Here is a 25,161-nt window from a genome sequence, read left to right as displayed (position 1 = left end):
GCTATCACTCACGCTAACGGAGGATCTGATGACGATTCGTGCAGTAGTTTTTGATTTCGGCGGTGTTCTGTTCGATTGGAGCCCGCAGCACCTGTATCGCAAGCTGATTGCCGACGATCACGAACGGCAATGGTTTCTCGACACTATCTGTACCCAGGCCTGGAACACCGAGCAAGATGCCGGTCGCACCCTGGCTGACGGCACCCGCAGCCTGATCACCCAATACCCTCAACATGAAGCCTTGATCCAGTCCTATTACGACCGCTGGCATGAAATGCTGCGCGGCCCGTTGCCGGAAGGGGTGGCGATCCTTGAAGCCCTGCATCAGGCCGGCATGCCCTTGTTCGGGCTCACCAACTGGTCCGCCGAAACCTTCCCGTACGCCCGGGCCAACTACCCGTTCCTGCAGCGCTTTCGCGATATCGTCGTGTCGGGCGAGTTGAAGCTGATCAAACCGGACCCCGCGATCTATCACGCCAGCCTCGATCAGGTACGCGCCCACCTGCCGGATATCCAAGCCGCAGAAGTCGTGTTCATCGACGATGTGGCCGGTAATATCGAAGCCGCCGTGGCCCTCGGCTGGCAGGGTATTCACCATGTATCAGCCGAGCGCACCGCTGCGCGCTTGCGTGAGTTGGGTGTGGCGTTCTAAAGCGCCCACGTCTCCATCGCGAAGTCCACGAATGCGCGCAGTTTGGGCAGGCGGTAACGGTCCTGGCGATAGAGCAGGTGCATGGGCCGGCTGGGGAGTTTGTAGGACGTCAACAAAGCCACCAGCTTGCCGCTCTCCAGGTCCGGCTGTACCAGGGCATCGGCCAGCATGATGATGCCCATGCCGTTGACCGCCGCCTGCCGCAAGCCTTGCGAACTGTTGATGGTCAGTGAGCCGGATACCGGAACCTCTACGTCGCCCTCATCGCCGCTCATGCGCCACAGTTTGCCGGTGTCGCGCCAGTTATCGTTCGCCGGGTAAGCGAACGCCAGGCAGTCGTGCTGTTTCAGGTCATCGGGCTTCGACGGCGTGCCGCGTCGCGCCAGGTACTCAGGCGACGCGCAGAGGGTAAGGGTGTAGGCCTGCATGGGCCTGGCGATCAAGCTGGAGGTTTCCAGTTCGCCAAGACGGATCGCCACGTCGAAGTCGCTGTCGACCAGGTCCATCCGTTCATTGCTCAACACCACGTACAAATTGATAAGCGGGAAGCGCCGGGAAAACTCGCTCAAGGCCGGCATCAGGCGTTCGGTGCCGAACACCGGTGGCGCGGTGATGCGCAGGTTGCCTTTGGGGATTTCGCTGTGGGTCTGCTCGGCCAGCCGTTCAGAGTCGGCCACCAGGCCCAGCACTTCCAGGCAGCGCTGATAATACTGCCCGCCAAACTCGGTGAGGCTTTGTTTGCGCGTGGTGCGCTTGAGCAGGCTGACCCCCAGCCGTTGTTCAAGCGCACGCAGGTGGTTGCCGACCATGGTGGTCGACATTCCGCATTCCAGCGCTGCAGCGGTCATGCTGCCGGTTTCGACCACTTTCACGTAAACCGACATCGCCTGGAACAGATCCATTATCAAGCCCTTATTTAAAGTCATTGCAGGAATGCGCAGTTTATCCATCCGGGGTGGTTAACGATACTGCACCCACCCAAACGAAAACCGGAGCCTGCCGCCATGACTGCCGCCTGTCTGATGACCACTTATCAACCGCTGGACCTGAGCTTTACCCGTGGCTTGGGCACGCGTCTGTGGGACCAGCGTGGCCGCGAGTACCTCGATGCCGTGGCCGGTGTGGCGGTCACCAATGTCGGCCACTCCCACCCGAAATTGGTGGCGGCCATCAGCGAGCAGGCGGGGTTGCTGCTGCACACCTCCAATCTTTACAGCATCGACTGGCAGCGGCGCCTGGCGCAGCGGCTGACGCAGTTGTCGGGCCTGGACCGTGCGTTCTTCAACAACTCCGGCGCGGAAGCCAACGAGACGGCATTGAAACTCGCCCGGCTGCATGGCTGGAAAAAAGACATCGAAGAGCCGCTGGTGGTGGTGATGGAAAACGCCTTTCACGGGCGCACTCTCGGCACCATGGCGGCCAGCGACGGGCCCTCGGTGCGGTTGGGTTTCCAGCGCCTGCCGGGAGATTTCGTCAAAGTGCGCTTTGGTGATTTGGCCGCGCTGGAGGCTATCACCCAACAGTTCGGCACGCGCATCGCCGCCGTCCTGTTGGAGCCGATCCAGGGGGAAAGCGGTGTGCTACCCGCGCCGCCGGGTTATTTGAAAGCCCTGCGCGAGCATTGCACGGGCCATGGCTGGCTGCTGATGCTCGACGAAATCCAGACCGGTATCGGGCGCACCGGCACCTGGTTTGCCTTCCAGCATGAGGGCATCGTGCCGGACGTGATGACACTGGCCAAAGGCCTGGGCAACGGAGTGCCCATCGGTGCCTGCCTGGCCCGGACAGCGGTGGCGCAGTTGTTTACGCCGGGCAGTCACGGCAGCACCTTCGGCGGTAATCCGTTGGCGTGTCGGGTGGGCTGTACGGTGCTGGACATCATCGAAGAGCAGGGGCTGTTGCAGAATGCCGCCCAACAGGGCGAACGCTTGCTGTCGCGCTTGCGGGTGGAATTGAGCGAGCATCCGCAGGTTCTGGCGATTCGTGGGCAGGGGCTGATGATCGGCATCGAGCTGGCCAGTCCTTATCGCGACCTGGCCCAGCGGGCAGCACAGGAGCATGGCCTGCTGATCAATGTGACGCGGGGCAAGATCATCCGCCTGCTGCCGCCGTTGACCCTGGATACCAAGGAAGTGGAGATGATCGTAAGAGCCATCACCCGCCTATTGGATTGAAACACAATCAAACTGTGGGGGCGGGCTTGCTCGCTCCCACATTCGACCTGGGTGATTTTCAAGGCCAAGGCCGGAGACAGCCTGTTCTGTGCCCAGGCCACGCATGAAGGGCTGACCGGCGGCCTAAAAGGTCACTTCCATATTGAGCGTCGGCGTCGACGTGCGGCTACCCCGCCCGCCGTCCACGCCGAACTTGTTGTGCCAGTACTCGTAACCCACACCGAGGTAAAGGTTAGGCTTGACGCTTGTGCCCGGGCGTACCGCCACCATCAGCGCGGTGCGCATCAGCGCTTCCGGTGCGGTGTCGCGACCATGGTAGTCATCGCCTTTTTCCCCGACGTAATTGATGAAGCCCTGAAATCTCGCGCTGTGATTGGCGATCTCGAAAGGGCGCATCCAGGTCAGATTGAGCATGTAGGTATCGTCGAAGGTGTGATTCGACTCCTGTGCGCCGGGAATGCCGGTGTGGTTCTTTTCCTTGTAATACAAGAGGCTCAGGTCCAGCACGCCGACGGTGTTGAACTTCAGCGTCGGGCCGAGCACCAGCGCGCGTTTTTTCGCCGAGGCAAGGTTGTTGTTGCGGCTGGCGTCGAAGCCCAGGGTCAGGGCGTAGTCCTTGATCAGACCAGTGCCCAACGGCATGTCGAACACCCGCGAGGCATATACCTGGTGCCGGTAGACGGCATACACCTCGCTGCCTCCGTGGTCGGTGCCCTTGCGTGGGTCGCGGCTGTCGGAGAGGAACACATCGAGGTTCAGAAAGTTGCTGCCGTAGCGGTAGCCGCTGGCATGGGTGAAGCTGTAAATGCGTTTGCTGAAGTCATCGGGGTTATTCGGATTGGTGAACTGTTGGCCGTAGCGAAATCCTACGCTGTTGTTCATCCACTCCACTGCGACGGCCTCCCCGCCGCCGAGCAGTGACAGTAATACGGTTGCGCCGTGCAATGCCTTTTTCATTGTTCTGATTCCTTTGGCGTTTGGCTCATGGCGGTTCTGCAAGGGCCGCCGGGCGCAGTATTCGCCCAAGGACGGCGCGGGCCAAAGAACAGAATCTCGCCTGGGCCGATGCCGAAATGGCAGCAGCAAAACTAGCTTGAAAGTCAGGAAATACAAGGCGCCAAGGCCGACTCCTCACGTTCGCGCAGGGCGATTTCCTCACCCAGCAGGTGGGTCAGGGCCTGTACGGCAACAGGCAGGTCGCGGTCTTTGCGGGCATACACGCCGAGGTCACTGAAGATCCCGCCCTGGTCGCTCAGTGGGACGTGCAGCAGTTCACCGCGCGCCAGGTCAGCCTCGATGCCGATGCGGGTCTGGAAGGCAATGCCCAGTTGCTGGCGCACCAGTTGCCGCGCCAGTTCCATGGAATTGCTGTGCAGCAACGGTTTGTGGCCACTGGCTGTGCGGCGATGCAACGGCGCGATCAGATGGTGCACCGACAGCTCGCTCTTGGCCTGGATCACGCCATGTTCACAACACTGCCCGTAGCTCACACGGAGTTGCGTAGCCAGCGCATGCGCCGGCGTCATCAATGCGCCCAAGCGGAAATGCCCGACACACAACTGTGTGATTTCGCTGCTGCGGGGCAGGGCAAACGCCAGGCCAAGGTCGGCCTGGCCCTGAATCACCGCGGCAGGTATGGAGCGCGAACCCTGCACCGTGACGCCGATGGTCACCTTCGGATAGCGCTCGCGCATGCGCCTGAGGGCGGCCGGCAACAGTTCGACGGCAGCCCCTTCCACCGTGGCGATCTCCACGTGCCCGGTCTGCACGCCGTGCAAGCCATCCAACTCGCCACGCATGCGCTCAACATCCTGCAACAGCAGCGTCACGTGACGGCTGAGTATCTCGCCGGCGGCGGTGACGCGCAGTCCGCCGGGCAGGCGATCGAACAGCGCCGCGCCCATCTCGTCTTCCAGTTTGAGGATCTGCCGGTTCACCGCCGATGACGCGACATTCAGGCGCCGCGCGGCCTCGCGGATCGAATGGCAGCGCCGCACCATGTCGAAGTAGTAGATGGCCGGGGCGTGGAGGCGCAGCTTGCGATTGAGCATTTTTTTCAGGTCCTTTTGCGCAAGGCTTCAAGCCACAAGGCTGGGCGGCTGAATGGATTTTTGTAACTTTAGTAATGCTTGTATTGTGAAATTGATTGTATACAACTCTATGGACATCCCATCTTTCCTTTGCATACAGTGAGCGCACAACAAAAACAGAGACCCCTCACCATGACTATCCCGAAGGCGTCACCGCAGCGGCCAGAAGATGAGAATCTCGGCGTCGCGGCCAACATGGCTTACGGCCTGCAACATGTGCTCACCATGTACGGCGGTATCGTGGCCGTACCGTTGATCGTCGGTCAGGCGGCGGGTTTGTCGCCGGCGGACATCGGCTTGCTGATTGCCGCGTCGTTGTTCGCCGGCGGCCTGGCAACCCTGTTGCAAACCCTGGGTTTGCCGTTCTTCGGCTGCCAGTTGCCGCTGGTGCAGGGCGTGTCGTTTGCCGGTGTGGCGACCATGGTGGCGATTGTCGGCAGCGACGGTGCTGGTGGCGTACCGGCGATTCTTGGGGCGGTGATGGCCGCTTCGCTGATCGGGTTGCTGATCACCCCCGTGTTCTCGCGGATCACCAAGTTTTTCCCACCTCTGGTGACCGGTATCGTGATCACCACCATTGGCCTGACCCTGATGCCCGTCGCGGCGCGCTGGGCCATGGGCGGCAACAGCCGCGCGGCGGATTTCGGCAGCATGCCGAACATCGGCCTGGCGGCGCTGACCCTGGTGCTGGTGTTGCTGTTGAGCAAGATTGGCAGCGCGACCATCTCACGGTTGTCGATCCTGCTGGCGATGGTGATCGGTACCGTGATCGCGGTATTCCTGGGCATGGCCGATTTCTCCGGTGTCATCCAGGGACCGATGTTCGGCTTTCCCACGCCCTTCCATTTCGGCATGCCGACCTTCCATGTGGCGGCGATCATTTCCATGTGCATTGTGGTGATGGTGACGTTGGTGGAGACCTCGGCGGACATTCTGGCGGTGGGTGAGATCATCGACACTAAAGTCGACTCCAAGCGCCTGGGCAACGGCTTGCGCGCCGATATGCTGTCGAGCATGTTCGCGCCGATCTTCGGTTCGTTCACCCAGAGTGCGTTCGCCCAGAACGTCGGGCTGGTGGCGGTGACCGGGGTGAAAAGCCGCTTCGTGGTGGCGACGGGCGGGGTATTCCTGGTGGTGCTCGGCCTGCTGCCGTTCATGGGACGGGTGATTGCGGCAGTACCGACGTCGGTGTTGGGCGGTGCCGGGATCGTGTTGTTCGGCACCGTGGCGGCGAGCGGCATTCGCACCCTGTCCAAGGTGGATTACCGCAACAACATGAACTTGATCATCGTCGCCACGTCCATCGGTTTTGGCATGATCCCCATCGCAGCGCCGAGCTTCTACGATCACTTCCCCAGCTGGTTCGCGACCATTTTCCACTCGGGCATCAGTTCGTCGGCGATCATGGCGATCCTGCTGAATCTGGCGTTCAACCACTTCACCGCCGGCAATTCGGACCAGCAGTCAGTGTTCGTGGCGGGGACCGAGCGCAGCCTGTGCTTCCACGATGTGGCGGCGTTGCGCGATGGGGATTACTTCCGGGGCGGCAAGCTGTTTGATGCTGAGGGTAAGGAGATTCCACTCGTAGCTGATGTATCAAGGAAGACCGCGAAACCTGAAACCACCGAAGTCTAAAGCCGATTGAGAAACCCATGTGGGAGCAGGCAAGCCAGCTCCCACATTTTGATTTAGCCAGCTTTAAGCTTTGGGTACGGCATCGAGCAGGCCTCATCCAGAAACTTCACCACCGTCCCCATGCACGCCTGGCGTTCTTCCACATGGGGCATGTGGCTGGAGTCTTCGAACAGCGCCCAGCGCACATCCGCGATCTCATCCAGGAACGGCTTGACCACCAGTGGCGTGGCTTCGTCGTGTCGACCGGAAATCACCAGGGTCGGTACGTTGATCGCCGACAGCCGGCCGATCACGTTCCAGTCTTTCAAGCTGCCGATCACATGGAACTCGGTCGGTCCGCTCATGGCGTGGTACACCGTCGGGTCCGAGTCGACCTGGGCAAAGGTGCGCGCCACTTCGTCCGGCCACGGGTTGACCCGGCACACGTGCTGGTCGTAGAACACCCGCGACGCCGCGAGGTATTCCGGGTCTTGATAGGTGCCGGCGGCTTCGTGCTTGAGCAAGGTTTCATGCACGCCTGCGGGCAACAATTTGCGCAGACGATTGGCTTCGCTGACCCAGGTGCGCATGCAGGTCGGGGAGTTGGCCGGGATGAACGCGCGCAGGCCCCGGGGTTGCAGGATCGCGTGCTCGCTGCCCAGCATGCCGCCCCAGGACTGCCCGAGGATCGCGTAATTGTTGCTGATCTGCAGGTGGTCCAGCAGGTTGTTCAGTTCTTCGAGGAACAGGTTGACGGTCCAGAACGATGGGTCTTTGTCGGGCAGGTGCGTCGAGCGGCCATTGCCCAGTTGGTCGTAATGGATCACGGCATGACCGCTGGCGGCGACATCCTTGAAGGCGTCGACGTAGTCGTGGGTGCAGCCGGGGCCGCCATGGATGACCACCAGAGGTGTGCGGCCGGTGTTGAGATCGCCCGTGACGCGGTACCAGGTATGGTAGGCGCCGAAGGCCGCATACCCTTCGCGGATTTTTTCGATGAAGTCCATTTCGTACCCTGCGCTGAAAAAAGGATCAGGGACACCATAGTCCGCACACAGGGTTTAGGTAACTAGCAAAACAGCTAGGTTTTTGTCGGTGGGTCAGTCTTCGAGCAAACGGTAGTGGGTGGCGCGAACCACGGCTTGCACGCGATTCTTGGCCCCCAGTTTATGCATCGCCGAGGCCAGGTGCAGGGTGACCACCGCCAGTGACCGGTTCAGTTGCGCAGCGATTTCTGCAGCGGTCAGGCCCTCGGCGGCCCATTTCAGGCATTCGCGTTCGCGCTTGGTCAGGTGAATGTGCGGATAGACGCGCAGTTCCTTGCTGAATAAGGGGTAGGCCGCTTCCTGCAAGGCGTGGGTAATCAGAGAAAAGTCCGACAACGTCTGCTGGGCATCCTGTAGCACGGTGCGCGCCTTGCCGGTCCGCAGGCCGGTCAGTGAGGCGAAACCGCCCCGGGGCAAATGGATGGGCACGCTTACGCCGCAGGTCAGTTGCTGCTCGTGCAGGTAAGTGGAAACCGGGGCGTGGCAGGGGTCGATGATCTTTTGCAGCGCGGTCTCGGCCTTGGCTTCGTAGGACCAGACAAAGGGGGACACGCTGTTCAAGGCCAGGTGTTGCACCGGGTCGATCTGATAGAACCCTTCGCTGCACCACAGGGTATGCCAGTCGGGCGGCGTGTTGCGCAACTCCAGTACCGAGGGCGTGATCAAGGTACCGTCGTGGTCGATCGGCACCGGCGTGTAGTCGTACACCAGTGCATCGAAGCCCAACTGCTGGGCAAGGATGAAGGTGTTGTCCATCTGTTCATCCAGGCTCCTGCCCGGCATCAGACGGTGGTTGAAGGCGGTCAGCTTGGCCAGCATCCGTTCTGCTCCCGAATTCATTTGAATCTCGACTTGCTGCAAGTAGAATGCCACGCCCCGGCGAAGGACTGCCAGGCCAAACCTATAAGAAATGCTAGGTTATGGACGCGCGGCATCCTCGGTAGTGTTGGCCAGATAAACGGCCGCTACCTGCCAGGCCGACACAAGACAAGGAATGTATGCATGTGGCGTGAAATTGCTCCCGACCAGCGGTACACCGTGCAAGTCGACGGCCATGACCTCGTGGCCTACAGCTTTGGCGAAGGCGACGAGGTGCTGTTGTGCCTCAACGGTGGCCCGGGCCTGCCGTGCGACTACTTGCGCGATGCCCACGGTTGGCTCAAGGCGCACAACCTGCGCGTGGTTGCATTCGACCAGCTTGGCACGGGCGCATCAGCCAGACCCACCGATGTTTCCCTGTGGGAAATCGGCCGTTATGTCGAAGAAGTCGAAACCGTGCGCCAGGCCTTGGGTCTGGGGCGTGTGCACCTGCTCGGGCATTCCTGGGGTGGCTGGCTCGGTATCGAGTACGCCATTCATTACCCCGATGCACTGAAAAGCCTGATCCTCGAAAACACCGTCGGCGACATTCCACACCTGTCCCGGGAGCTGGAACGCCTGCGCGGTGCCCTGGGCAGCGAGACCGTGGCCATGATGCAGCGCCACGAGGCCATGGGCACCCTGGATCACCCGCAGTACCAGGCGGCGATCACCTTGCTCAACTACCGCCACGTGTGTCGCCTGGACGAGTGGCCGGAGCCGGTCAAACGCTCCCTGGGCGACTGGAACATGGGGCCCTACGAAACCATGCAGGGCCCCAACGAATTTCTCTACATCGGCAACCTCAAGGACTGGAACCGCCTCAAGGAGATGGCCGAGTTCAAGATGCCGATCCTGATCACCACAGGCCAGCATGACGAACTCACTCCGGCCTGCGCCCAGCGCATGAAGCTGGCGGCACGCCACGCCGAGTTGCATGTGTTCCCCAACAGCAGCCATATGCCGTTTTATGAAGAACCCCAGGCGTATTTCCCGGTGCTGCTGGACTTTCTCGCTCGCCACCGGGGCTGACGGATGAACCTGGCGCGCTACCGTTTTGTGTTGTCCCGGCCGCTGCAATTGCTGCCGGTGCTGTTCGGCATCAGCCTGATCACCTTCGTGCTGGTGCGCTCGATTCCCGGTGACCCGGCGCGCGCGTTGCTGGGCTCGCGCAGCACACCGGATGCGCTGCTGAAGATCCGTGCGCAATACGGTCTCGATCAACCGCTGTGGCAGCAATATTTCTACTTCCTGAAGAACCTGCTCAAGGGTGACCTTGGGCAATCGCTGTTGTACAAGGTCGATGCCCTGAAGCTGATCGTCACCCGCATCGAACCGACCCTGGTGCTGGTGCTCGGCAGTGTGCTGTTGGCGCTGTTGATCGCGGTGCCGCTGGCCACGCTGGCCGCGCGCAACAAGGGCGGCTGGGCGGATAACCTGATCCGCGTGTTCACCACCGTTGGCCTGGGCATGCCGGCATTCTGGCTGGGCTTGATGCTGATTCTGTTACTGAGTGTGCAGTGGGGTTTGTTCCCGGTGTCTGGCTACGGTCGCACCTGGCTCGACAAGGCCCACCATATGGTGCTGCCGTGCCTGACCATCGCCCTGGCGTTGTCGGCGGTGCTGGTGCGCAACCTGCGGGCGAGCATGTTGATGGAGTTGCAGGCTGATCACGTCACCGCCGCGCGGGCGCGTGGGGTGTCGGAGGCGCTGGTATTTCGCCGCCATGTGTTGCCCAACTCGCTGGTGCCGGCGGTCAACCTGCTGGCGGTGAACATTGGTTGGCTGATCAGCGGCACGGTGGTGATCGAAAGCCTGTTCGCCATTCCCGGCATCGGTCAATTGCTGGTACGTGGCATCTTCACCCGCGACTACATGGTGGTGCAGGGCGTGGCCATGGTGCTGGCCTGCGCGACCGTGGTGGTCAATTTCATCGCCGATGTGGTGACGGTCACCCTCGATCCCCGAGTGAAGATGCAATGAGCAGTCGCCCGTTGGTCGCGCCCTGGCGTTTGCGCCTGCGTTTCGGTTTTCGCAATGGCCGCCTGACGGCCGCGTGGGGCTTGCTGATTCTGCTGGGGTGGCTGGCCCTGGCGTTGTTCGCGCCGTGGATCGCGCCCTATGATCCCATCGTGCAGAACACCGAGATCAGCTTGATCGGCCCCAGCCTGGCACATCCCTTTGGCACCGATAACTACGGCAGGGATATCCTGTCGCGGGTGATCTGGGGCGCACGCATCGACCTGCAACTGGCCATCGTCGGGGTGATCTTCCCGTTCATCATCGGTACCTTCATCGGCGCGGTTTCGGGTTACATCGGCGGGCGTTTCGACAGCTTCTGCATGCGTGTGATAGACGTGATCCTGGCGTTCCCTTTCCTGGTGCTGATGCTGGCGATCATGGCCATCCTCGGCCCGGGCCTGCAGAGCTTTTACATCGCCATGGCACTGGTGGGCTGGGTGTCGTATGCGCGGTTGATCCGCTCGCAGATTCTGGTGCTCAAGGAGAGTGACTTTGCCCTGGCCGCCAAAAGCCTGGGGTTTGGCCATGGGCGCATTCTGTTCCGGCATTTGCTGCCCAACGCGCTGTTCGGCTCGATTGTGTTTTCCATGTCGGACGCGGTGCTGGTGTTGCTCAACGGCGCCGCCGTGAGTTACCTGGGCCTGGGCGTGCAACCGCCCACCGCGGAGTGGGGGACGATGGTTGCCGAGGGCCAGGCCTTTATCACCACCGCCTGGTGGATCTGCACGTTTCCGGGCCTGGCCATCGTGACCCTGGCCATGGGCTTCAGCCTGCTTGCCGATGGCGTGGCGCAAGTGTTGGGGGATCGCTCATGAGCCTGTTGCAGGTACGGGACCTGAGCGTGATCGCCCACACTGCCGGGCGCGACGTCACGCTGGTGGACCGTGTGTCTTTCGACCTGGCCGAAGGCGAGATCCTCGGTCTGGTGGGCGAGAGCGGTTCAGGCAAAACCATGGCGTGCCGTGGGCTGATGCGTCTATTGCCGTCGCCCAACCTGCGGGTGCAGGGCGGCGCGGTGCGGCTGGCTGGCCAGGATCTGCTGACACTCGACGACGCGGGGATGCGTGCCGTGCGAGGCGGGCAACTGGGCATGATCTTTCAGAACCCCAGCAGCCACCTCGACCCGCTGATGCGCATCGGTGAGCAGATCGCCGAGGGCATCCGCTTGCATCAAGGCGCGTCGAAAAAGGAAGCGCGCCAACAGGCCATCGAGGTACTGCGCCAAGTCGGCATTCCCGATCCGCAAGCGCGGGTCGACAACTACCCTCACGAGTTTTCCGGCGGCATGCGCCAACGCGCGATGATCGCCGTGGCCCTGGGCTGCAACCCCAGGGTGTTGATCGCCGACGAGCCGACCACCGCATTGGATGTGACGGTGCAGGCGCAAATCCTGCGTCTGCTGCTGGACCTGCGTGACCAGCGTGGCTTGTCGATCATCATGATCACCCATGACCTGGGCGTGGTCGCGCAAACCTGCGACGCCATCGCCGTGATGTACGCCGGGCGCCTGTGCGAGCACGGCAGCAAGTACGACCTGCTGGCGCAGCCGCAGCATCCCTACACCGCGGGTTTGATCGATTGCCAGCCGGCCCACAGCAGCGGTCATGCCCTGCTGCGCTCGATTCCCGGTCAGCCGCCGTTGCTGGATGCCTTGCCCGGCGGTTGCCGTTTCCATCCGCGCTGCCCGCAGGTGGGCGCCTTGTGCACCGAGGTGCTGCCCGAAGGTGCGCGCGTGGCCTGTCATTACCCGTTGGGAGCGCACCCATGAGCCTGTTGCAGATCAAGGACCTGGAGGTGAAGTTTGCTGCGTCCGGCACTGGCCTGTTCGGGTTGAACAAGCAGTGGGTGAGGGCGGTGAACGGGGTGTCGTTGAACCTTGCCGCCGGTGAAACCCTGGGGCTGGTGGGGGAGTCGGGCAGCGGTAAAAGCACCCTGGGCCGGGCGATTCTGCACTTGAACCCGATCAGTGCCGGGCAGGTGTTGTTCGACGGTATCGATATGGCCCATGGCAGCGGGCTCGACATCACGCGCCTGCGCCATGAAACCGCGATGATCTTCCAGGACCCTTACGCTGCGCTGAATCCGCGTCACACCATCGGCGAAACCATCGCCGAAGTGCTGCGGGTGCAACGCAAGGTCGCACCAGAGCAGATTCCGGCTCGTGTGAATGAGCTGCTTGACCTGGTTGGCCTGCGCCCCGAGTTGGCCAGCCGCAAACCCGGCTCCCTCAGCGGCGGCCAGTGCCAGCGTGTTGGCATCGCTCGGGCGCTGGCAGTGGAGCCGCGCCTGATCGTCGCTGACGAGTGCGTGGCGGCGCTGGATGTGTCGATCCAGGGGCAGATCATCAACCTGCTGCTGGAACTGCAACAACGCATGAACCTGGCAATCCTGTTTATCGCCCATGACTTGGCCATCGTGCGGCGCCTGTGCGACCGCGTGGCGGTGATGTACCTGGGCAAGATCGTCGAAGAAGGGCCGGTGGAGGCGGTGTTCACCGCGCCGCGCCATCCGTATACGGCGGCGCTGATCGAGGCGATTCCGGAGATCGATCCCCATCGGCCCCTGCCCGCCGAACCCCTGCCGGGAGAACCGCCGAGCCCGCTGAACTTGCCCACGGGTTGCGCCTTTCACCCGCGCTGTCGGCATGCACGGACGATGTGTTCCGTGGTGTTGCCGCCGACCCATTTTCTGCACGAGCATCGATACAGTTGCGTGCTTGAAGAACCGTTGAACCTTCCTGCCATTCATGAACAAGGAGTTATGACATGCAATCCCGTCACTTGAAGTTGCTCGCCGCCGCCACGCTCACGGCGTGGTCGCTGACTGCCGGTCTCGCCCAGGCCGCCGGTGTGCTGACCATCGGCTGCCGTGAAGACAGCACCACGTTCGACCCGATCAAAAGTGCGCAGAACCGCGACACCTGGGTGTTCGCCAACGTCTACGACACTCTGGTGCGCGTGGACAATTTGGGCACCAAGATGGAGCCAGGGCTGGCAGAAAGCTGGGACATCTCCAAGGACGGCCTGACCTACACCTTCAAGCTGCGCGACGCGAAGTTCTCCGATGGCTCGACGATTACCGCTGACGATGCGGCGTTCAGCCTGTTGCGCATCCGTGACAACAAGGCTTCGTTGTGGGCTGACCCGTTCAACCTGATCAACACCGCCAAGGCGACGGATCCGAAAACCCTGGTAGTCACGCTGAAGACCCCGGCTGTGGCTTTCCTTTCGCAACTGGCATCGCCGACGGTATCGATCCTGTCGGAAAAAGCCATGACCAAGATGGGCGAAGACGCCTATTCGGAAAACCCGGTGACCTCCGGCGCGTTTACCGTTGATGAATGGCGCAAGGGCGATCGCGTCATCCTCAAGAAGAACCCGAACTTCTGGCAGGCCAAAAATGTGAGCCTGGACGGCGTGGAGTGGGTCTCGGTGACCGACGACAACACCCGCATGCGCATGGTGCAGAACAACGAGCTGGATACGGCGATCTTCGTGCCGTTCTCGCGGGTCGAAGAGCTGAAGAAAGACAAGAACGTAGTGGTGCATTCCGACCCGTCCACCCGTGAAGATCATCTGTTGATCAACCACGAGCACGGCCTGTTGGCCAAGCCGGAAGTGCGTCAGGCGCTGGACATGGCCATCGACAAACAATCGCTGGTCAAGACCGCCACGTTCGGTCAGGGCACTGTGGCGTATTCCTACATTCCAAAGGGCTCGCTGTACCACTACGCCAACAACCTGCAACGCCCGTACGACCCGACCGCCGCCAGGAAACTGCTGGAGCAGGCGGGTGCCAAGGACTTGAAGCTCAACTACGTGGTCAACGCCGGCAACGAAGCCGACGAGCAAATTGCGGTGATCATCAAGGACCAGTTGGCCAAGGTCGGCGTGACCGCCAACCTGCAAAAGGTCGACCCGACCCAGAGTTGGCAGATGCTGGTGGACGGTGACTACGATATCTCGGTGATGTACTGGACCAACGACATCCTCGACCCGGACCAGAAGACCACGTTCGTACTGGGCCACGACACCAACCAGAACTACATGACCCGCTACAGGAACGACAAGGTCAAGGAGTTGGTGGCGACCGCTCGGATCGAGTCTGACCCGGTCAAGCGTGAGCAGATGTATGTGGAGCTGCAGAAACTGGCGAAACAGGATGTGAACTGGATCGACTTGTACTACAGCCCGTATATCAACATCTCACGCAAGAACATCAGTAACTTCCTGCAAAACCCGCTGGGTCGCTTCACCCTCGAGGAAGTGGTGAAAAACTAAGTTCCAGAGAACACTGCAATACAACTGTGGGAGCGGGCTTGCCCGCGAAAGCGGAGTGTCAGTCAACAGAGATATCGACTGATCTACCGCATTCGCGGGCAAGTCCGCTCCCACATTTGGATCTGCGTCCTTCCTGTTACTGCGCGTCGAACGCCTGGCCATTGATGCCGGCACTGTCCGGTCCCATCAGGTACAGATACACCGGCATGATCTCTTCAGGCGCGGGCCTTTCCATCGGGTTTTCTCCCGGATACGCCTGAGCCCGCATGCTCGTGCGCGTGCCGCCCGGGTTGATGCTGTTGGAGCGTACTGATGCAACGCTGTCGAGTTCGTCGGCCAGGGTTTGCATCAGGCCTTCGGTAGCAAACTTCGATACCCCGTAAGCGCCCCAATACGCACGGCCCTTGCGCCCCACGCTGCTGGAGGTGAACACCACCGACGCATCCTGGGACAGCTTGAGCAGAGGCAGCAAGGTGCTGGTCAGCATGAACATCGCGCTGACATTGACCTGCATCACCCGCATGAAATTTTCGCCCGACAGCTGCTCGATCGGCGTGCGCGGGCCGATGATCGAGGCGTTGTGCAGCAGACCATCGAGGTGGCCGAACTCCTTTTCGATCATCGCCGCCAGCTCATCGTATTGATGGGGCAGGGCGGTCTCCAGGTTGAACGGGATCACCACCGGCTGAGGCTGGCCGGCAGCTTCGATTTCGTCATACACCTGGGCCAGGTTGGCTTCGGTCTTGCCCAGCAACAGCACGGTGGCGCCATGGGCGGCGTAGGTTTTCGCCGCCGCTGCGCCAATCCCGCGGCCGGCGCCAGTCACCAGGATGACCCGGCCTTTGAGCAATTCTGGACGTGCGGAGTAATCAAACATAAATAGCCTCGACAAAATTCAGCGGGGTACAAACACCAGACTTGAAAGCTGTAGAGATCCCATATTCAGGTCTCCATTGGCCCTAGCAGCTGCACAGTGCGTTATCCAGCACCTTGCGCAGCTCGAGCGGGTGATCCACCACCACGTCGGCGCCCCAGTGGCGCGGGTTGTCGTCCGGGTGAATGTAGCCGTAGGTCACCGCCGCCGTACGGGTGCCTGCGTCACGGCCAGACTCGATATCGCGCAGGTCATCGCCGACAAACAGCACGCTGGCCGGGTCCAGGTCGAGCATCTTGCAGGCCAGGATCATGGGTTCCGGGTCCGGTTTGCTGTTTTTCACGTGATCCGGGCAGATCAGCAGCGCCGAGCGCTCGGCCAGGCCCAACTGCTGCATGATCGGCTCGGCGAAGCGCAGTGGCTTGTTGGTGACCACGCCCCAGATCAGCTTGGACTTCTCGAGGTCTTCCAGCAGTTCGGCCATACCGTCGAACAGTTTGCTGTGGACCGCGCAGCCTTTGAGGTAGCGCTCGAGGAATTCCTGGCGCAGTGCTTCAAAACCAGGGGATTCCGGGTCCTTGGAGAAGGTCACGGCCACCATCGCCCGCGCGCCGCCGGATATTTCATCGCGGATGTGCTGAGGGTTGATCGGCGCCAGGCCACGGTCGGCGCGCATGGCCTGGCAGATAGCGATAAAGTCCGGCGCGGTGTCCAGCAAGGTACCGTCCATATCGAAGAGAACCGCTCGCAACTTCACAGGCTCACTCCTCGCGCAGGGTCTGGATCATGTAGTTGACGTCAACGTCGTTGGCCAGCTTGTAGTGCTTGGTCAGCGGGTTGTAGGTCAGGCCGATGATGTCCTTGACGGTCAAGCCGGCCTGACGGCTCCAGGCCCCCAGCTCGGACGGGCGAATGAATTTCTTGAAGTCATGGGTGCCGCGGGGCAGCAGCTTCATGATGTATTCGGCGCCGATGATCGCAAACAGGTAAGCCTTGGGGTTGCGATTGATGGTGGAGAAGAACACTTGGCCGCCTGGCTTGACCATGCGGAAGCAGGCGCGGATCACCGACGAAGGGTCCGGCACGTGTTCCAGCATTTCGAGGCAGGTGACCACATCGAATTGCTCGGGCATTTCTTCCGCCAGGGCTTCGGCGGTGATCTGGCGGTATTCCACGTTCACGCCGGATTCCAGTTGGTGCAGTTGGGCCACGGCCAGAGGGGCTTCGCCCATGTCGATGCCCATCACGGTGGCGCCCCGTTGCGCCATGGCTTCGCTGAGGATGCCGCCGCCGCAGCCCACGTCCAGCACCTTTTTGCCGGCCAGGTTGACGCGTTCGTCAATCCAGTTGACCCGCAGCGGGTTGATGTCGTGCAGGGGCTTGAACTCGCTTTCGCGGTCCCACCAGCGGTGGGCCAGGGCTTCGAATTTGGCGATCTCGGCGTGGTCGACGTTGCTCATGGTGAATCCTCTGAATCTGATAATCGGTTTGCCGGTCCTGAACGGCAAGGTTCAGGACCTGCGTTATTCGGTGTGCCCGCTGATGCGCTGGCCCCAGGCGATCGCCGTGGCGGTCAGTTGCTGTTCATCCATGCGGGTCAATTGCCGGTCGTCGAGCAGTTGCTTGCCGGCGACCCAAAGGTGTTTCACACAATCGCGTCCGGTGGCATATATAAGCTGTGAGACCGGGTCGTAGACCGGTTGTTGCGCCAGCCCCGACAGATCGAAAGCGACGATATCCGCGGCCTTGCCCACCTCCAGTGAGCCGATCTCGGTTTCCAGGCCCATGGCCCGCGCGCCGTTGAGGGTGGCCATGCGCAGGGCGCGGTGGGCGTCGAGGGCGGTGGCAGCACCGGCGACGGCCTTGGCCAACATCGCGGCGGTGCGGGTTTCGCCCAGCAGGTCGAGGTCATTGTTACTGGCGGCGCCGTCGGTCCCTATGGCCACATTGACGCCAGCCTGCCACAGACGTTCAACCGGGCAAAAGCCGCTGGCCAGTTTCAGGTTGGATTCCGGGCAGTGGATGATGCTGGTGTTGCTTTCTACCAGCAATGCCAGGTCATCCTCGCTGATCTGGGTCATGTGAACGGCCTGGAAGCGTGGGCCCAGCAGGCCGAGGCGGCCCAGGCGCGCCAGCGGCCGCTCGCCGGTCTGTTCCACGGCTTGTTGTACCTCGAACGCGGTTTCATGCACATGCATGTGGATCGAGGCGTCCAGCTCCTCGGCCATGATCCGGATCTTTTCCAGGTTTTCATCGCACACGGTATAGGGCGCATGGGGACCGAACACGATTTTGATGCGTGGGTGATGCTTGAGGTCGCCGAACAATTCCACGCCCTGGCGAATGGCCTCGTCGGCAGTGCTGGCGCCCGGGATCGGGAAGTCGAGGATCGGGAATGCGATTTGTGCGCGTATGCCGCTGTTGTGTACGCAGTCGCTGGCGACCTTGGGGTAGAAGTACATGTCGGAGAAGCAGGTGATGCCGCCCTTGAGCTGCTCGGCGATGGCCAGGTCGGTGCCGTCGCGCACAAACGCTTCGTCGACCCACTTGGCTTCGGCGGGCCAGATGTGTTTTTCCAGCCAGGTCATCAGGGGCAAGTCGTCGGCCAGCCCGCGAAACAGGCTCATCGCCGCATGGCCGTGGGCATTGACCAGGCCGGGACTGAGCAGCATGCCCGGCAGTTCGCGCACTTCGCGGGCCTCCAGCTTCAACGCTGCCGTTCGTGGCCCGATAAACGCAATGCGCCCGTCGCGGATGCCCAGGCCGTGTTCCTTGAGCACCACGCCGGCGGGTTCGACAGGTACCAGCCAGGTGGGCAGCAGTAAGAGGTCGAGCGGGGCGGCAGTGGTGGTCATCGCAGGCTTCTTCCCGGGCAGCTATATAAAGAAGGGCGAAGTATACCCGAGCGTCCTGACTGGCGGATCGCTATAATCGGCGGCTTTTGTTCATGAGTGCGGAGTAAGGGATGCGCGATCGACTGTTGGCTGCGGAGAGAGTGAAGGCCATCGATTGGCGTGATGGCGCGCTGTACCTGCTCGATCAGCGTGCCTTGCCGTCCCGGGAAAGTTGGGTGGCCTGCGCCACGGTCGACGAGGTCGCCGCGGCCATTCGCGGGATGGTCGTGCGCGGGGCGGCGGCGATCGGCATTGCCGCCGCCTATGGCCTGGTACTCGCCGCCCGTGAACGGATCGCCGAGGGCGGTGACTGGCAGGCGGGCTGGGAGGAAGACTACGCGCTCTTGGCCGATAGCCGTCCAACCGCGTCAAACCTGTTCTGGGCGCTGAAAAGCATGCGCGACCGCCTGGACCGTCTCAAGAAGCACGCCGATCCGCTGGCCGCGCTGGAGGCCGAGGCGATCGCGATCCATCAGAGCGACCGCGAAGCCAACCTGACCATGGCCCAGTTAGGGGTGGAGCTGATCCGCAAGCACCAGGGGAACGCCCAGGCGATTCTCACCCATGGCAATGCCGGCGCGCTGGCGACGGGGGGAGTGGGCACGGCCCTCGGCGTGATTCGTGCGGCTTTCCTGGAAGGCATGGTCGAGCAGGTCTATGCCAACGAAACCCGGCCCTGGCTCCAGGGTTCGCGGTTGACGGCATGGGAGCTGGCGGGCGAGGGCATTCCGGTGACCGTCAACGCCGATTCGGCGGGCGCCCATATTCTCAAGACCAAAGGGGTGACCTGGGTGGTCGTCGGCGCCGACTGCATTGCGGCCAATGGCGATGTGATCAGCAAGATCGGCACCTATCAGTTGGCGGTATCCGCCATGCACCATGGCGTGCGCTTCATGGTGGTGGCGCCCAGCTCGACCCTGGATCTGATGATAGCCAGTGGCGATGATGTTGCGCTTGAAGAGCGGGATGCCGATGAGCTGCTGGAGGTGGCCGGACAGAGGTTTGCTGCGGATGTGCAGGCCTACAATCCGGTGTTCGACGTGACCCCCGCCGACCTCATTGACGTGATCGTGACTGAAAAGGGCGTCGTCGAGCGGCCGGACACTGCCAAGCTGGCCAAATTGATGTGCCGCAAGCGGCTGCATTAAGGGGTTGGCGCCGGCGAAGTCGTCATCGCAGGCAAGCCTGCTCCCACATGGAATGTGTTCACAGGTCAAAATGTGGGAGCGGGCTTGCCAGCGATTGGCGTTGAAAGTCAACAAATCCATTGGATCAGCCCCCTGAAAATAGCGCGGGACAGCCTCTGAGCCTCTCTCGTCGCCCTCAAGCCTGTCATCCGTCAACTAACTATGCTCCATGCGCGTCAGGGGGATAGGTGCGTGGCGGCGATTGTGATAACATCCGGCGGTTTCCAGGGTTGCCCCGAGGGGCTGCCTCTAACGTGCAGATCCGTGTCATAACTCGTTGATTTGTCGTAAGTCGTTGTCAGGCACTCGGCCGGCGGCGGCGAGCTTCGTTCGTCCCATATGGATGTGACGAGGTTTCACCCGAAAAAGGAATCAGGCTTCTCATGGGCGAACTGGCCAAAGAAATCCTCCCGGTCAATATCGAAGACGAGCTGAAACAGTCCTACCTCGACTACGCGATGAGCGTGATTGTCGGTCGGGCACTGCCTGATGCGCGCGATGGCTTGAAGCCCGTGCACCGGCGTGTGCTGTTCGCGATGAGCGAGCTGGGTAACGACTGGAACAAGCCGTACAAGAAATCTGCCCGTGTTGTCGGTGACGTGATCGGTAAGTATCACCCTCACGGTGACACTGCGGTGTACGACACCATCGTCCGGATGGCTCAGCCGTTCTCCCTGCGCTACCTGCTGGTAGACGGGCAGGGCAACTTCGGTTCGGTCGACGGCGACAACGCAGCTGCCATGCGATACACCGAAGTGCGCATGACCAAGCTGGCGCACGAACTGCTGGCCGACCTGCATAAAGAAACCGTGGACTGGGTGCCGAACTACGACGGCACCGAAATGATCCCGGCGGTCATGCCGACCAAGATCCCCAACCTGCTCGTCAACGGTTCCAGCGGTATTGCCGTGGGCATGGCGACCAACATCCCGCCGCACAACCTCGGTGAAGTCATCGACGGTTGCCTGGCCCTCATCGACAACCCCGAGCTGACCGTCGATGAGCTGATGCAATACATTCCCGGGCCGGACTTCCCGACCGCCGCGATCATCAACGGTCGTGCCGGTATCATCGAAGCCTACCGGACTGGCCGTGGCCGCATTTACATGCGCGCGCGTTCCACCATCGAAGACATCGACAAGGTCGGTGGTCGTCAGCAAATCGTCATCACCGAACTTCCTTACCAGTTGAACAAGGCTCGCCTGATCGAAAAGATCGCCGAGCTGGTCAAGGAGAAGAAGCTCGAAGGCATCACCGAACTGCGTGACGAGTCCGACAAGGACGGCATGCGTGTCGTGATCGAGCTGCGTCGTGGCGAAGTGCCGGAGGTGATCCTCAACAACCTCTACGCCCAGACCCAACTGCAGAGCGTGTTTGGTATCAACATCGTCGCGCTGATCGATGGCCGTCCACGGATCCTGAACCTCAAGGACTTGCTGGAAGCCTTCGTGCGTCACCGTCGCGAAGTGGTTACCCGCCGCACCGTGTTCGAGCTGCGCAAGGCTCGCGAACGCGGGCACATCCTGGAAGGCCAGGCGGTTGCGCTGTCGAACATCGATCCGGTGATCGCGTTGATCAAGGCATCGCCGACTCCGTCGGAAGCCAAGGAAGCGCTGATCAGCACGCCTTGGGAGTCCAGTGCGGTGATGACCATGGTCGAGCGCGCCGGTGCCGACTCGTGCCGTCCGGAAAACCTCGACCCGCAGTACGGCATGCGCGAGGGCAAGTATTTCCTGTCACCGGAACAGGCCCAGGCCATTCTGGAACTGCGCCTGCACCGCCTGACCGGTCTGGAGCACGAGAAGCTGCTGGCCGAGTACCAGGAGATTCTCAACCAGATCGGCGAGCTGATCCGCATCCTCAGCAGCGCCGTGCGCCTGATGGAAGTGATCCGCGAAGAACTGGAAGTGATCCGCGCCGAATACGGCGATGTGCGCCGCACCGAAATCCTCGATGCCCGCCTGGACCTGACCCTGGGTGACATGATCCCGGAAGAAGATCGCGTGGTGACCATCTCCCATGGCGGCTATGCCAAGACCCAGCCATTGGCTGCGTACCAGGCCCAGCGTCGTGGCGGTAAAGGCAAGTCGGCTACTGGCGTGAAGGACGAGGACTACATCGCTCACCTGCTGGTCGCCAACAGTCACACCACGCTGCTGTTGTTCTCCAGCAAGGGCAAGGTGTACTGGCTGAAAACCTACGAAATCCCGGAAGCGTCCCGTGCTGCCCGGGGTCGTCCGCTGGTCAACCTGCTGCCGCTGGATGATGGCGAATACATCACCACCATGCTGCCGGTCGAGGAATACACCGAAGGTCACTACATCTTCATGGCAACCGCCAACGGCACCGTGAAGAAGACCCCGCTGGAATCCTTCAGTCGTCAGCGCAGCGTGGGCCTGATTGCCCTGGAGCTGGATGAAGGCGATGTGTTGATTTCTGCGGCCATCACCGATGGCGAGCGTGAAGTCATGCTGTTCTCCGATGGCGGCAAGGTCACGCGCTTCAAGGAATCCGACGTTCGCGCCATGGGTCGTACCGCCCGTGGTGTGCGCGGCATGCGTCTGCCGGAAGGACAGAAGCTGATTTCGATGCTGATTCCGGAAGAGGGCAGCCAGATCCTCACCGCGTCGGCGCGTGGTTACGGCAAGCGTACCGCTATCAGCGAGTTCCCGGAGTACAAGCGTGGCGGCCAGGGCGTGATCGCCATGGTCAGCAACGACCGCAATGGCCGCCTGGTTGGCGCAGTGCAGGTGCTTGATGGTGAGGAGATCATGCTGATTTCCGACCAGGGCACTCTGGTGCGTACCCGTGTGGATGAAGTGTCGAGCCTGGGCCGTAACACTCAGGGCGTGACCTTGATCAAGCTGGCCAGCGACGAGACCCTGGTGGGTCTGGAGCGGGTTCAGGAACCGTCGGAAGTCGAAGGCGAGGAGCTGGAAGCCGAGGGCTTCGAGGGCGAGGTGATCGCCGCTGGCGATGACAACGTCGACGAGCCAACCCTCGATGCTGCCGCGGACGAAGAAGAACCGCAGGAATAAGCGGGCACGCAGGGGGCGGATGAAGATTCGCCCCCTTGTTGTTTGTCCCTTTTGAAATAACACCTCCTTTGGCTGGACGCGGTCAATGTGGGAGCTGGCTTGCCTGCGATGGCAGCGCCGCGGTATCACTGCACTACCGAGGTGCCCTTATCGCAGGCAAGCCAGCTCCCACAAGGGTTCACTCCAGAGAAAGGTTGTTGCCGAACATGATTGTAGCCCCACCAAATCAAAGTGAGATTGGATGTGAGCAAGAGAGCCTATAACTTCTGTGCCGGTCCCGCGGCGCTTCCTGAAGCAGTCCTGCAGCGCGCGCAGGCTGAACTCCTCGACTGGCATGGAAAAGGCCTCTCCGTGATGGAAATGAGCCATCGCAGCGATGAGTTCGTATCCATTGCCACCAAGGCCGAGCAGGATCTGCGTGACTTGCTGGACATCCCCTCCAACTACAAAGTGTTGTTCCTGCAAGGTGGTGCCAGCCAGCAGTTCGCCCAGATCCCGCTGAACCTGCTGCCCGAAGACGGCACTGCCGACTATATCGACACCGGTATCTGGGGGCAGAAGGCCATTGAAGAGGCCTCCCGTTATGGTCACGTCAACGTCGCGGGTACCGCCAAGCCTTACGATTACTTTGCCATTCCCGGTCAGAACGAGTGGAAGCTGTCGAAGGACGCTGCCTACGTGCACTACGTCGCCAACGAAACCATCGGCGGCCTGGAGTTCGACTGGGTGCCGGAAGTGGGCGACGTCCCGCTGGTGTGCGACATGTCGTCGGACATCCTCTCGCGTCCGATCGATGTGTCGAAATACGGCATGATCTACGCGGGCGCGCAAAAGAACATCGGCCCGAGCGGCATTCTGGTCAATATCATTCGCGAAGACTTGCTGGGCCGCGCCCGTTCGTTGTGCCCGACCATGCTCAACTACAAGGTCGCGGCGGATAACGGCTCGATGTACAACACGCCGCCCGCGTTCGCCTGGTACCTGTCCGGCCTGGTCTTCGAGTGGCTCAAGGAGCAGGGCGGTGTCGCCGCCATGGGCAAGCTGAACGAAGAGAAGAAGCGCGTTCTATACGACTTCATCGACGCCAGCGACCTGTACAGCAACCCGATCAACCTGACCGACCGCTCGTGGATGAACGTGCCGTTCCGCCTGGCGGATGATCGCCTGGACAAGCCCTTCCTGGCCGGTGCCGACGCGCGTGGCCTGCTGAACCTCAAGGGCCACCGTTCGGTGGGTGGCATGCGTGCCTCTATCTACAACGCCGTCGACATTCACGCGATCAACGCGCTGGTTGCCTACATGGCGGAGTTCGAAAAGGAGCACGGCTAATGTCTGAGCAAGAACTCAAAGCCCTGCGTGTGCGCATCGACAGCCTGGACGAGAAAGTCCTTGAGCTGATCAGCGAGCGTGCGCGCTGCGCCCAGGAAGTGGCACGGGTGAAGATGGCCTCTCTGGCTGAAGGCGAAGTGCCGGTGTTTTACCGTCCCGAGCGTGAAGCGCAGGTGCTCAAGCGCGTGATGGAGCGTAACAAGGGCCCATTGGGCAACGAAGAGATGGCGCGGTTGTTCCGTGAAATCATGTCCTCGTGCCTGGCCCTCGAGCAGCCGCTGAAAGTGGCCTACCTCGGCCCCGAGGGGACTTTCACCCAGGCGGCAGCCATGAAGCACTTCGGTCACGCCGTCATCAGCAAGCCGATGGCGGCCATTGATGAAGTGTTCCGTGAAGTGGCGGCCGGTGCGGTGAATTTTGGCGTGGTGCCGGTGGAGAACTCCACCGAGGGTGCTGTCAACCACACGCTGGACAGCTTCCTCGAACACGACATGGTCATTTGTGGTGAGGTCGAGCTGCGTATCCACCACCACTTGCTGGTGGGCGAGAACACCAAGACCGACAGCATCAGCCGTATCTACTCCCACGCCCAGTCCCTGGCCCAGTGCCGCAAGTGGCTGGACGCCCACTACCCGAATGTCGAGCGCGTGGCGGTGTCCAGCAATGCCGAGGCGGCCAAGCGGGTCAAAGGTGAGTGGAACTCGGCGGCCATCGCCGGTGACATGGCGGCGGGCCTGTATGGCCTTACGCGCCTGGCCGACAAGATCGAGGACCGCCCGGACAACTCCACGCGCTTCCTCATGATCGGCAACCAGGAAGTACCGCCGACCGGCGACGACAAGACCTCGATCATCGTCTCCATGAGCAACAAGCCTGGCGCCCTGCATGAGCTGCTGGTGCCGTTCCATGACAACGGGATTGACCTGACGCGAATCGAGACTCGTCCTTCGCGCAGCGGTAAATGGACTTACGTGTTCTTTATTGACTTCGTTGGCCACCACCGCGATCCGCTGGTTAAAGGTGTGCTGGAGAAAATCAGTCAGGAGGCCGTGGCACTCAAGGTGCTGGGCTCTTACCCGAAAGCGGTTTTGTGAGGCTTTAAC

General features: G+C 61.6%; 22 protein-coding genes. 13 read left to right on the top strand and 9 right to left on the bottom strand.

Annotated features, from left to right (window positions below):
• Positions 1-28: 28 nt before the first annotated feature.
• Positions 29-652 (top strand): HAD family hydrolase, encoded by a 624-nt coding sequence (locus ACW9IN_RS03475; RefSeq protein ID WP_457364555.1) that lies wholly within the window; start codon positions 29-31, stop codon positions 650-652.
• On the opposite strand, the gene ACW9IN_RS03470 is transcribed toward ACW9IN_RS03475, so the two are convergent.
• On the bottom strand, positions 649-1,554 hold the full coding sequence (locus ACW9IN_RS03470) for a LysR family transcriptional regulator (RefSeq protein WP_457364554.1): 906 nt from the start codon (positions 1,552-1,554) through the stop codon (positions 649-651). The genes ACW9IN_RS03475 and ACW9IN_RS03470 overlap by 4 nt on opposite strands.
• A 102-nt stretch (positions 1,555-1,656) precedes the next feature.
• Here ACW9IN_RS03470 and ACW9IN_RS03465 point away from each other — a divergent pair, with 102 nt between their 5' ends.
• A complete protein-coding gene (locus tag ACW9IN_RS03465) occupies positions 1,657-2,826 on the top strand; it encodes an acetylornithine/succinylornithine family transaminase (RefSeq protein ID WP_457364553.1) in 1,170 nt (389 codons plus the stop codon).
• Positions 2,827-2,949: 123 nt separating this feature from the next.
• On the opposite strand, the gene ACW9IN_RS03460 is transcribed toward ACW9IN_RS03465, so the two are convergent.
• Together ACW9IN_RS03460 and ACW9IN_RS03455 are read right to left on the bottom strand one after the other, a co-directional pair.
• Complete coding sequence (locus tag ACW9IN_RS03460) at positions 2,950-3,783, bottom strand: nucleoside-binding protein (protein ID WP_457364552.1); 834 nt, start codon at positions 3,781-3,783, stop codon at positions 2,950-2,952.
• A 143-nt stretch (positions 3,784-3,926) separates the two neighbouring features.
• Complete coding sequence (locus ACW9IN_RS03455; protein WP_457364551.1) at positions 3,927-4,877, bottom strand: LysR family transcriptional regulator; 951 nt, start codon at positions 4,875-4,877, stop codon at positions 3,927-3,929.
• A 171-nt stretch (positions 4,878-5,048) separates the two neighbouring features.
• Between ACW9IN_RS03455 and ACW9IN_RS03450 the strand changes: the two genes are divergently transcribed.
• Positions 5,049-6,551: a nucleobase:cation symporter-2 family protein gene (locus ACW9IN_RS03450; RefSeq protein ID WP_457364550.1), complete on the top strand. Its 1,503-nt coding sequence runs from the start codon at positions 5,049-5,051 to the stop codon at positions 6,549-6,551.
• 53 nt (positions 6,552-6,604) lie between these two features.
• Here ACW9IN_RS03450 and ACW9IN_RS03445 read toward each other — a convergent pair whose 3' ends face one another.
• Both ACW9IN_RS03445 and ACW9IN_RS03440 read right to left on the bottom strand, forming a co-directional pair.
• Positions 6,605-7,537, bottom strand: coding sequence for a proline iminopeptidase-family hydrolase (locus ACW9IN_RS03445; protein WP_457364549.1), 933 nt, complete (start codon positions 7,535-7,537; stop codon positions 6,605-6,607).
• Positions 7,538-7,630: 93 nt separating this feature from the next.
• Entirely contained in the window at positions 7,631-8,395 is a 765-nt protein-coding gene (locus ACW9IN_RS03440; RefSeq protein WP_457364548.1) for a LuxR family transcriptional regulator, read from the bottom strand.
• Between the two features lie 183 nt (positions 8,396-8,578).
• Here ACW9IN_RS03440 and ACW9IN_RS03435 point away from each other — a divergent pair, with 183 nt between their 5' ends.
• Genes ACW9IN_RS03435 through ACW9IN_RS03410 form a run of 6 tightly spaced genes read left to right on the top strand, consistent with a single transcriptional unit; the run spans position 8,579 to position 14,736 of the window.
• Positions 8,579-9,466, top strand: coding sequence for a proline iminopeptidase-family hydrolase (locus ACW9IN_RS03435; RefSeq protein WP_457364547.1), 888 nt, complete (start codon positions 8,579-8,581; stop codon positions 9,464-9,466).
• A 3-nt stretch (positions 9,467-9,469) separates the two neighbouring features.
• Positions 9,470-10,417: an ABC transporter permease gene (locus ACW9IN_RS03430; RefSeq protein ID WP_457364546.1), complete on the top strand. Its 948-nt coding sequence runs from the start codon at positions 9,470-9,472 to the stop codon at positions 10,415-10,417.
• On the top strand, positions 10,414-11,271 hold the full coding sequence (locus tag ACW9IN_RS03425; protein WP_457364545.1) for an ABC transporter permease: 858 nt from the start codon (positions 10,414-10,416) through the stop codon (positions 11,269-11,271). Before ACW9IN_RS03430 ends, ACW9IN_RS03425 begins: the two co-directional genes overlap by 4 nt.
• Entirely contained in the window at positions 11,268-12,224 is a 957-nt protein-coding gene (locus ACW9IN_RS03420) for an ABC transporter ATP-binding protein (RefSeq protein ID WP_457364544.1), read from the top strand. The genes ACW9IN_RS03425 and ACW9IN_RS03420 overlap by 4 nt, the downstream gene beginning before the upstream one ends.
• Positions 12,221-13,240, top strand: coding sequence for an ABC transporter ATP-binding protein (locus tag ACW9IN_RS03415; RefSeq protein WP_457364543.1), 1,020 nt, complete (start codon positions 12,221-12,223; stop codon positions 13,238-13,240). Before ACW9IN_RS03420 ends, ACW9IN_RS03415 begins: the two co-directional genes overlap by 4 nt.
• Complete coding sequence (locus ACW9IN_RS03410; protein ID WP_457364542.1) at positions 13,222-14,736, top strand: ABC transporter substrate-binding protein; 1,515 nt, start codon at positions 13,222-13,224, stop codon at positions 14,734-14,736. The genes ACW9IN_RS03415 and ACW9IN_RS03410 overlap by 19 nt, the downstream gene beginning before the upstream one ends.
• Before the next feature lie 136 nt (positions 14,737-14,872).
• Here the strand turns inward: ACW9IN_RS03410 and ACW9IN_RS03405 are convergent, their stop codons facing one another.
• From ACW9IN_RS03405 to ACW9IN_RS03390, 4 genes are all read right to left on the bottom strand, one after another.
• Positions 14,873-15,613 (bottom strand): YciK family oxidoreductase, encoded by a 741-nt coding sequence (locus ACW9IN_RS03405; protein WP_457364541.1) that lies wholly within the window; start codon positions 15,611-15,613, stop codon positions 14,873-14,875.
• A gap of 82 nt (positions 15,614-15,695) precedes the next feature.
• A complete protein-coding gene (gene mupP, locus ACW9IN_RS03400; RefSeq protein ID WP_457364540.1) occupies positions 15,696-16,367 on the bottom strand; it encodes an N-acetylmuramic acid 6-phosphate phosphatase MupP in 672 nt (223 codons plus the stop codon).
• A gap of 4 nt (positions 16,368-16,371) precedes the next feature.
• A complete protein-coding gene (ubiG, locus tag ACW9IN_RS03395; RefSeq protein WP_010211967.1) occupies positions 16,372-17,070 on the bottom strand; it encodes a bifunctional 2-polyprenyl-6-hydroxyphenol methylase/3-demethylubiquinol 3-O-methyltransferase UbiG in 699 nt (232 codons plus the stop codon).
• 63 nt (positions 17,071-17,133) lie between these two features.
• Positions 17,134-18,465, bottom strand: a complete 1,332-nt coding sequence (locus ACW9IN_RS03390) for a TRZ/ATZ family hydrolase (protein ID WP_457364539.1) — start codon at positions 18,463-18,465, stop codon at positions 17,134-17,136.
• Between the two features lie 110 nt (positions 18,466-18,575).
• Between ACW9IN_RS03390 and mtnA the strand changes: the two genes are divergently transcribed.
• From mtnA to pheA, 4 genes are all read left to right on the top strand, one after another.
• The gene (gene mtnA / locus ACW9IN_RS03385; protein ID WP_457364538.1) at positions 18,576-19,652 is read left to right on the top strand and encodes an S-methyl-5-thioribose-1-phosphate isomerase; all 1,077 of its coding nucleotides are present in this window, start codon (positions 18,576-18,578) and stop codon (positions 19,650-19,652) included.
• Positions 19,653-20,074: 422 nt separating this feature from the next.
• Entirely contained in the window at positions 20,075-22,729 is a 2,655-nt protein-coding gene (gene gyrA, locus ACW9IN_RS03380; protein ID WP_457364537.1) for a DNA gyrase subunit A, read from the top strand.
• A 243-nt stretch (positions 22,730-22,972) separates the two neighbouring features.
• Positions 22,973-24,058, top strand: coding sequence for a 3-phosphoserine/phosphohydroxythreonine transaminase (serC, locus tag ACW9IN_RS03375; RefSeq protein ID WP_457364536.1), 1,086 nt, complete (start codon positions 22,973-22,975; stop codon positions 24,056-24,058).
• A complete protein-coding gene (pheA, locus tag ACW9IN_RS03370; protein ID WP_457364535.1) occupies positions 24,058-25,152 on the top strand; it encodes a prephenate dehydratase in 1,095 nt (364 codons plus the stop codon). The genes serC and pheA overlap by 1 nt, the downstream gene beginning before the upstream one ends.
• Positions 25,153-25,161: the final 9 nt, after the last annotated feature.

The organism is Pseudomonas sp. SDO5271_S396, assembly GCF_054071795.1.
The sequence above is the reverse complement of the archived record's forward strand: the minus strand, read 5'-3'. Positions and strand labels throughout refer to the sequence as shown.

Excerpts from the sequence above, each read along its gene's own strand:
- ACW9IN_RS03435 (WP_457364547.1), top strand. The coding sequence starts at position 8,579 with ATGTGGCGTGAAATTGCTCCCGACCAGCGGTACACCGTGCAAGTCGAC.
- ACW9IN_RS03455 (WP_457364551.1), bottom strand. The coding sequence starts at position 4,877 with ATGCTCAATCGCAAGCTGCGCCTCCACGCCCCGGCCATCTACTACTTC.
- ACW9IN_RS03475 (WP_457364555.1), top strand. The coding sequence starts at position 29 with ATGACGATTCGTGCAGTAGTTTTTGATTTCGGCGGTGTTCTGTTCGAT.
- ACW9IN_RS03390 (WP_457364539.1), bottom strand. The coding sequence starts at position 18,465 with ATGACCACCACTGCCGCCCCGCTCGACCTCTTACTGCTGCCCACCTGG.
- ACW9IN_RS03425 (WP_457364545.1), top strand. The coding sequence starts at position 10,414 with ATGAGCAGTCGCCCGTTGGTCGCGCCCTGGCGTTTGCGCCTGCGTTTC.
- gyrA (WP_457364537.1), top strand. The coding sequence starts at position 20,075 with ATGGGCGAACTGGCCAAAGAAATCCTCCCGGTCAATATCGAAGACGAG.
- ACW9IN_RS03430 (WP_457364546.1), top strand. The coding sequence starts at position 9,470 with ATGAACCTGGCGCGCTACCGTTTTGTGTTGTCCCGGCCGCTGCAATTG.
- ACW9IN_RS03460 (WP_457364552.1), bottom strand. The coding sequence starts at position 3,783 with ATGAAAAAGGCATTGCACGGCGCAACCGTATTACTGTCACTGCTCGGC.
- ACW9IN_RS03445 (WP_457364549.1), bottom strand. The coding sequence starts at position 7,537 with ATGGACTTCATCGAAAAAATCCGCGAAGGGTATGCGGCCTTCGGCGCC.
- ubiG (WP_010211967.1), bottom strand. The coding sequence starts at position 17,070 with ATGAGCAACGTCGACCACGCCGAGATCGCCAAATTCGAAGCCCTGGCC.
- pheA (WP_457364535.1), top strand. The coding sequence starts at position 24,058 with ATGTCTGAGCAAGAACTCAAAGCCCTGCGTGTGCGCATCGACAGCCTG.
- ACW9IN_RS03440 (WP_457364548.1), bottom strand. The coding sequence starts at position 8,395 with ATGCTGGCCAAGCTGACCGCCTTCAACCACCGTCTGATGCCGGGCAGG.
- ACW9IN_RS03465 (WP_457364553.1), top strand. The coding sequence starts at position 1,657 with ATGACTGCCGCCTGTCTGATGACCACTTATCAACCGCTGGACCTGAGC.
- ACW9IN_RS03470 (WP_457364554.1), bottom strand. The coding sequence starts at position 1,554 with ATGGATCTGTTCCAGGCGATGTCGGTTTACGTGAAAGTGGTCGAAACC.
- ACW9IN_RS03450 (WP_457364550.1), top strand. The coding sequence starts at position 5,049 with ATGACTATCCCGAAGGCGTCACCGCAGCGGCCAGAAGATGAGAATCTC.
- mtnA (WP_457364538.1), top strand. The coding sequence starts at position 18,576 with ATGCGCGATCGACTGTTGGCTGCGGAGAGAGTGAAGGCCATCGATTGG.
- ACW9IN_RS03415 (WP_457364543.1), top strand. The coding sequence starts at position 12,221 with ATGAGCCTGTTGCAGATCAAGGACCTGGAGGTGAAGTTTGCTGCGTCC.
- ACW9IN_RS03420 (WP_457364544.1), top strand. The coding sequence starts at position 11,268 with ATGAGCCTGTTGCAGGTACGGGACCTGAGCGTGATCGCCCACACTGCC.
- ACW9IN_RS03405 (WP_457364541.1), bottom strand. The coding sequence starts at position 15,613 with ATGTTTGATTACTCCGCACGTCCAGAATTGCTCAAAGGCCGGGTCATC.
- ACW9IN_RS03410 (WP_457364542.1), top strand. The coding sequence starts at position 13,222 with ATGCAATCCCGTCACTTGAAGTTGCTCGCCGCCGCCACGCTCACGGCG.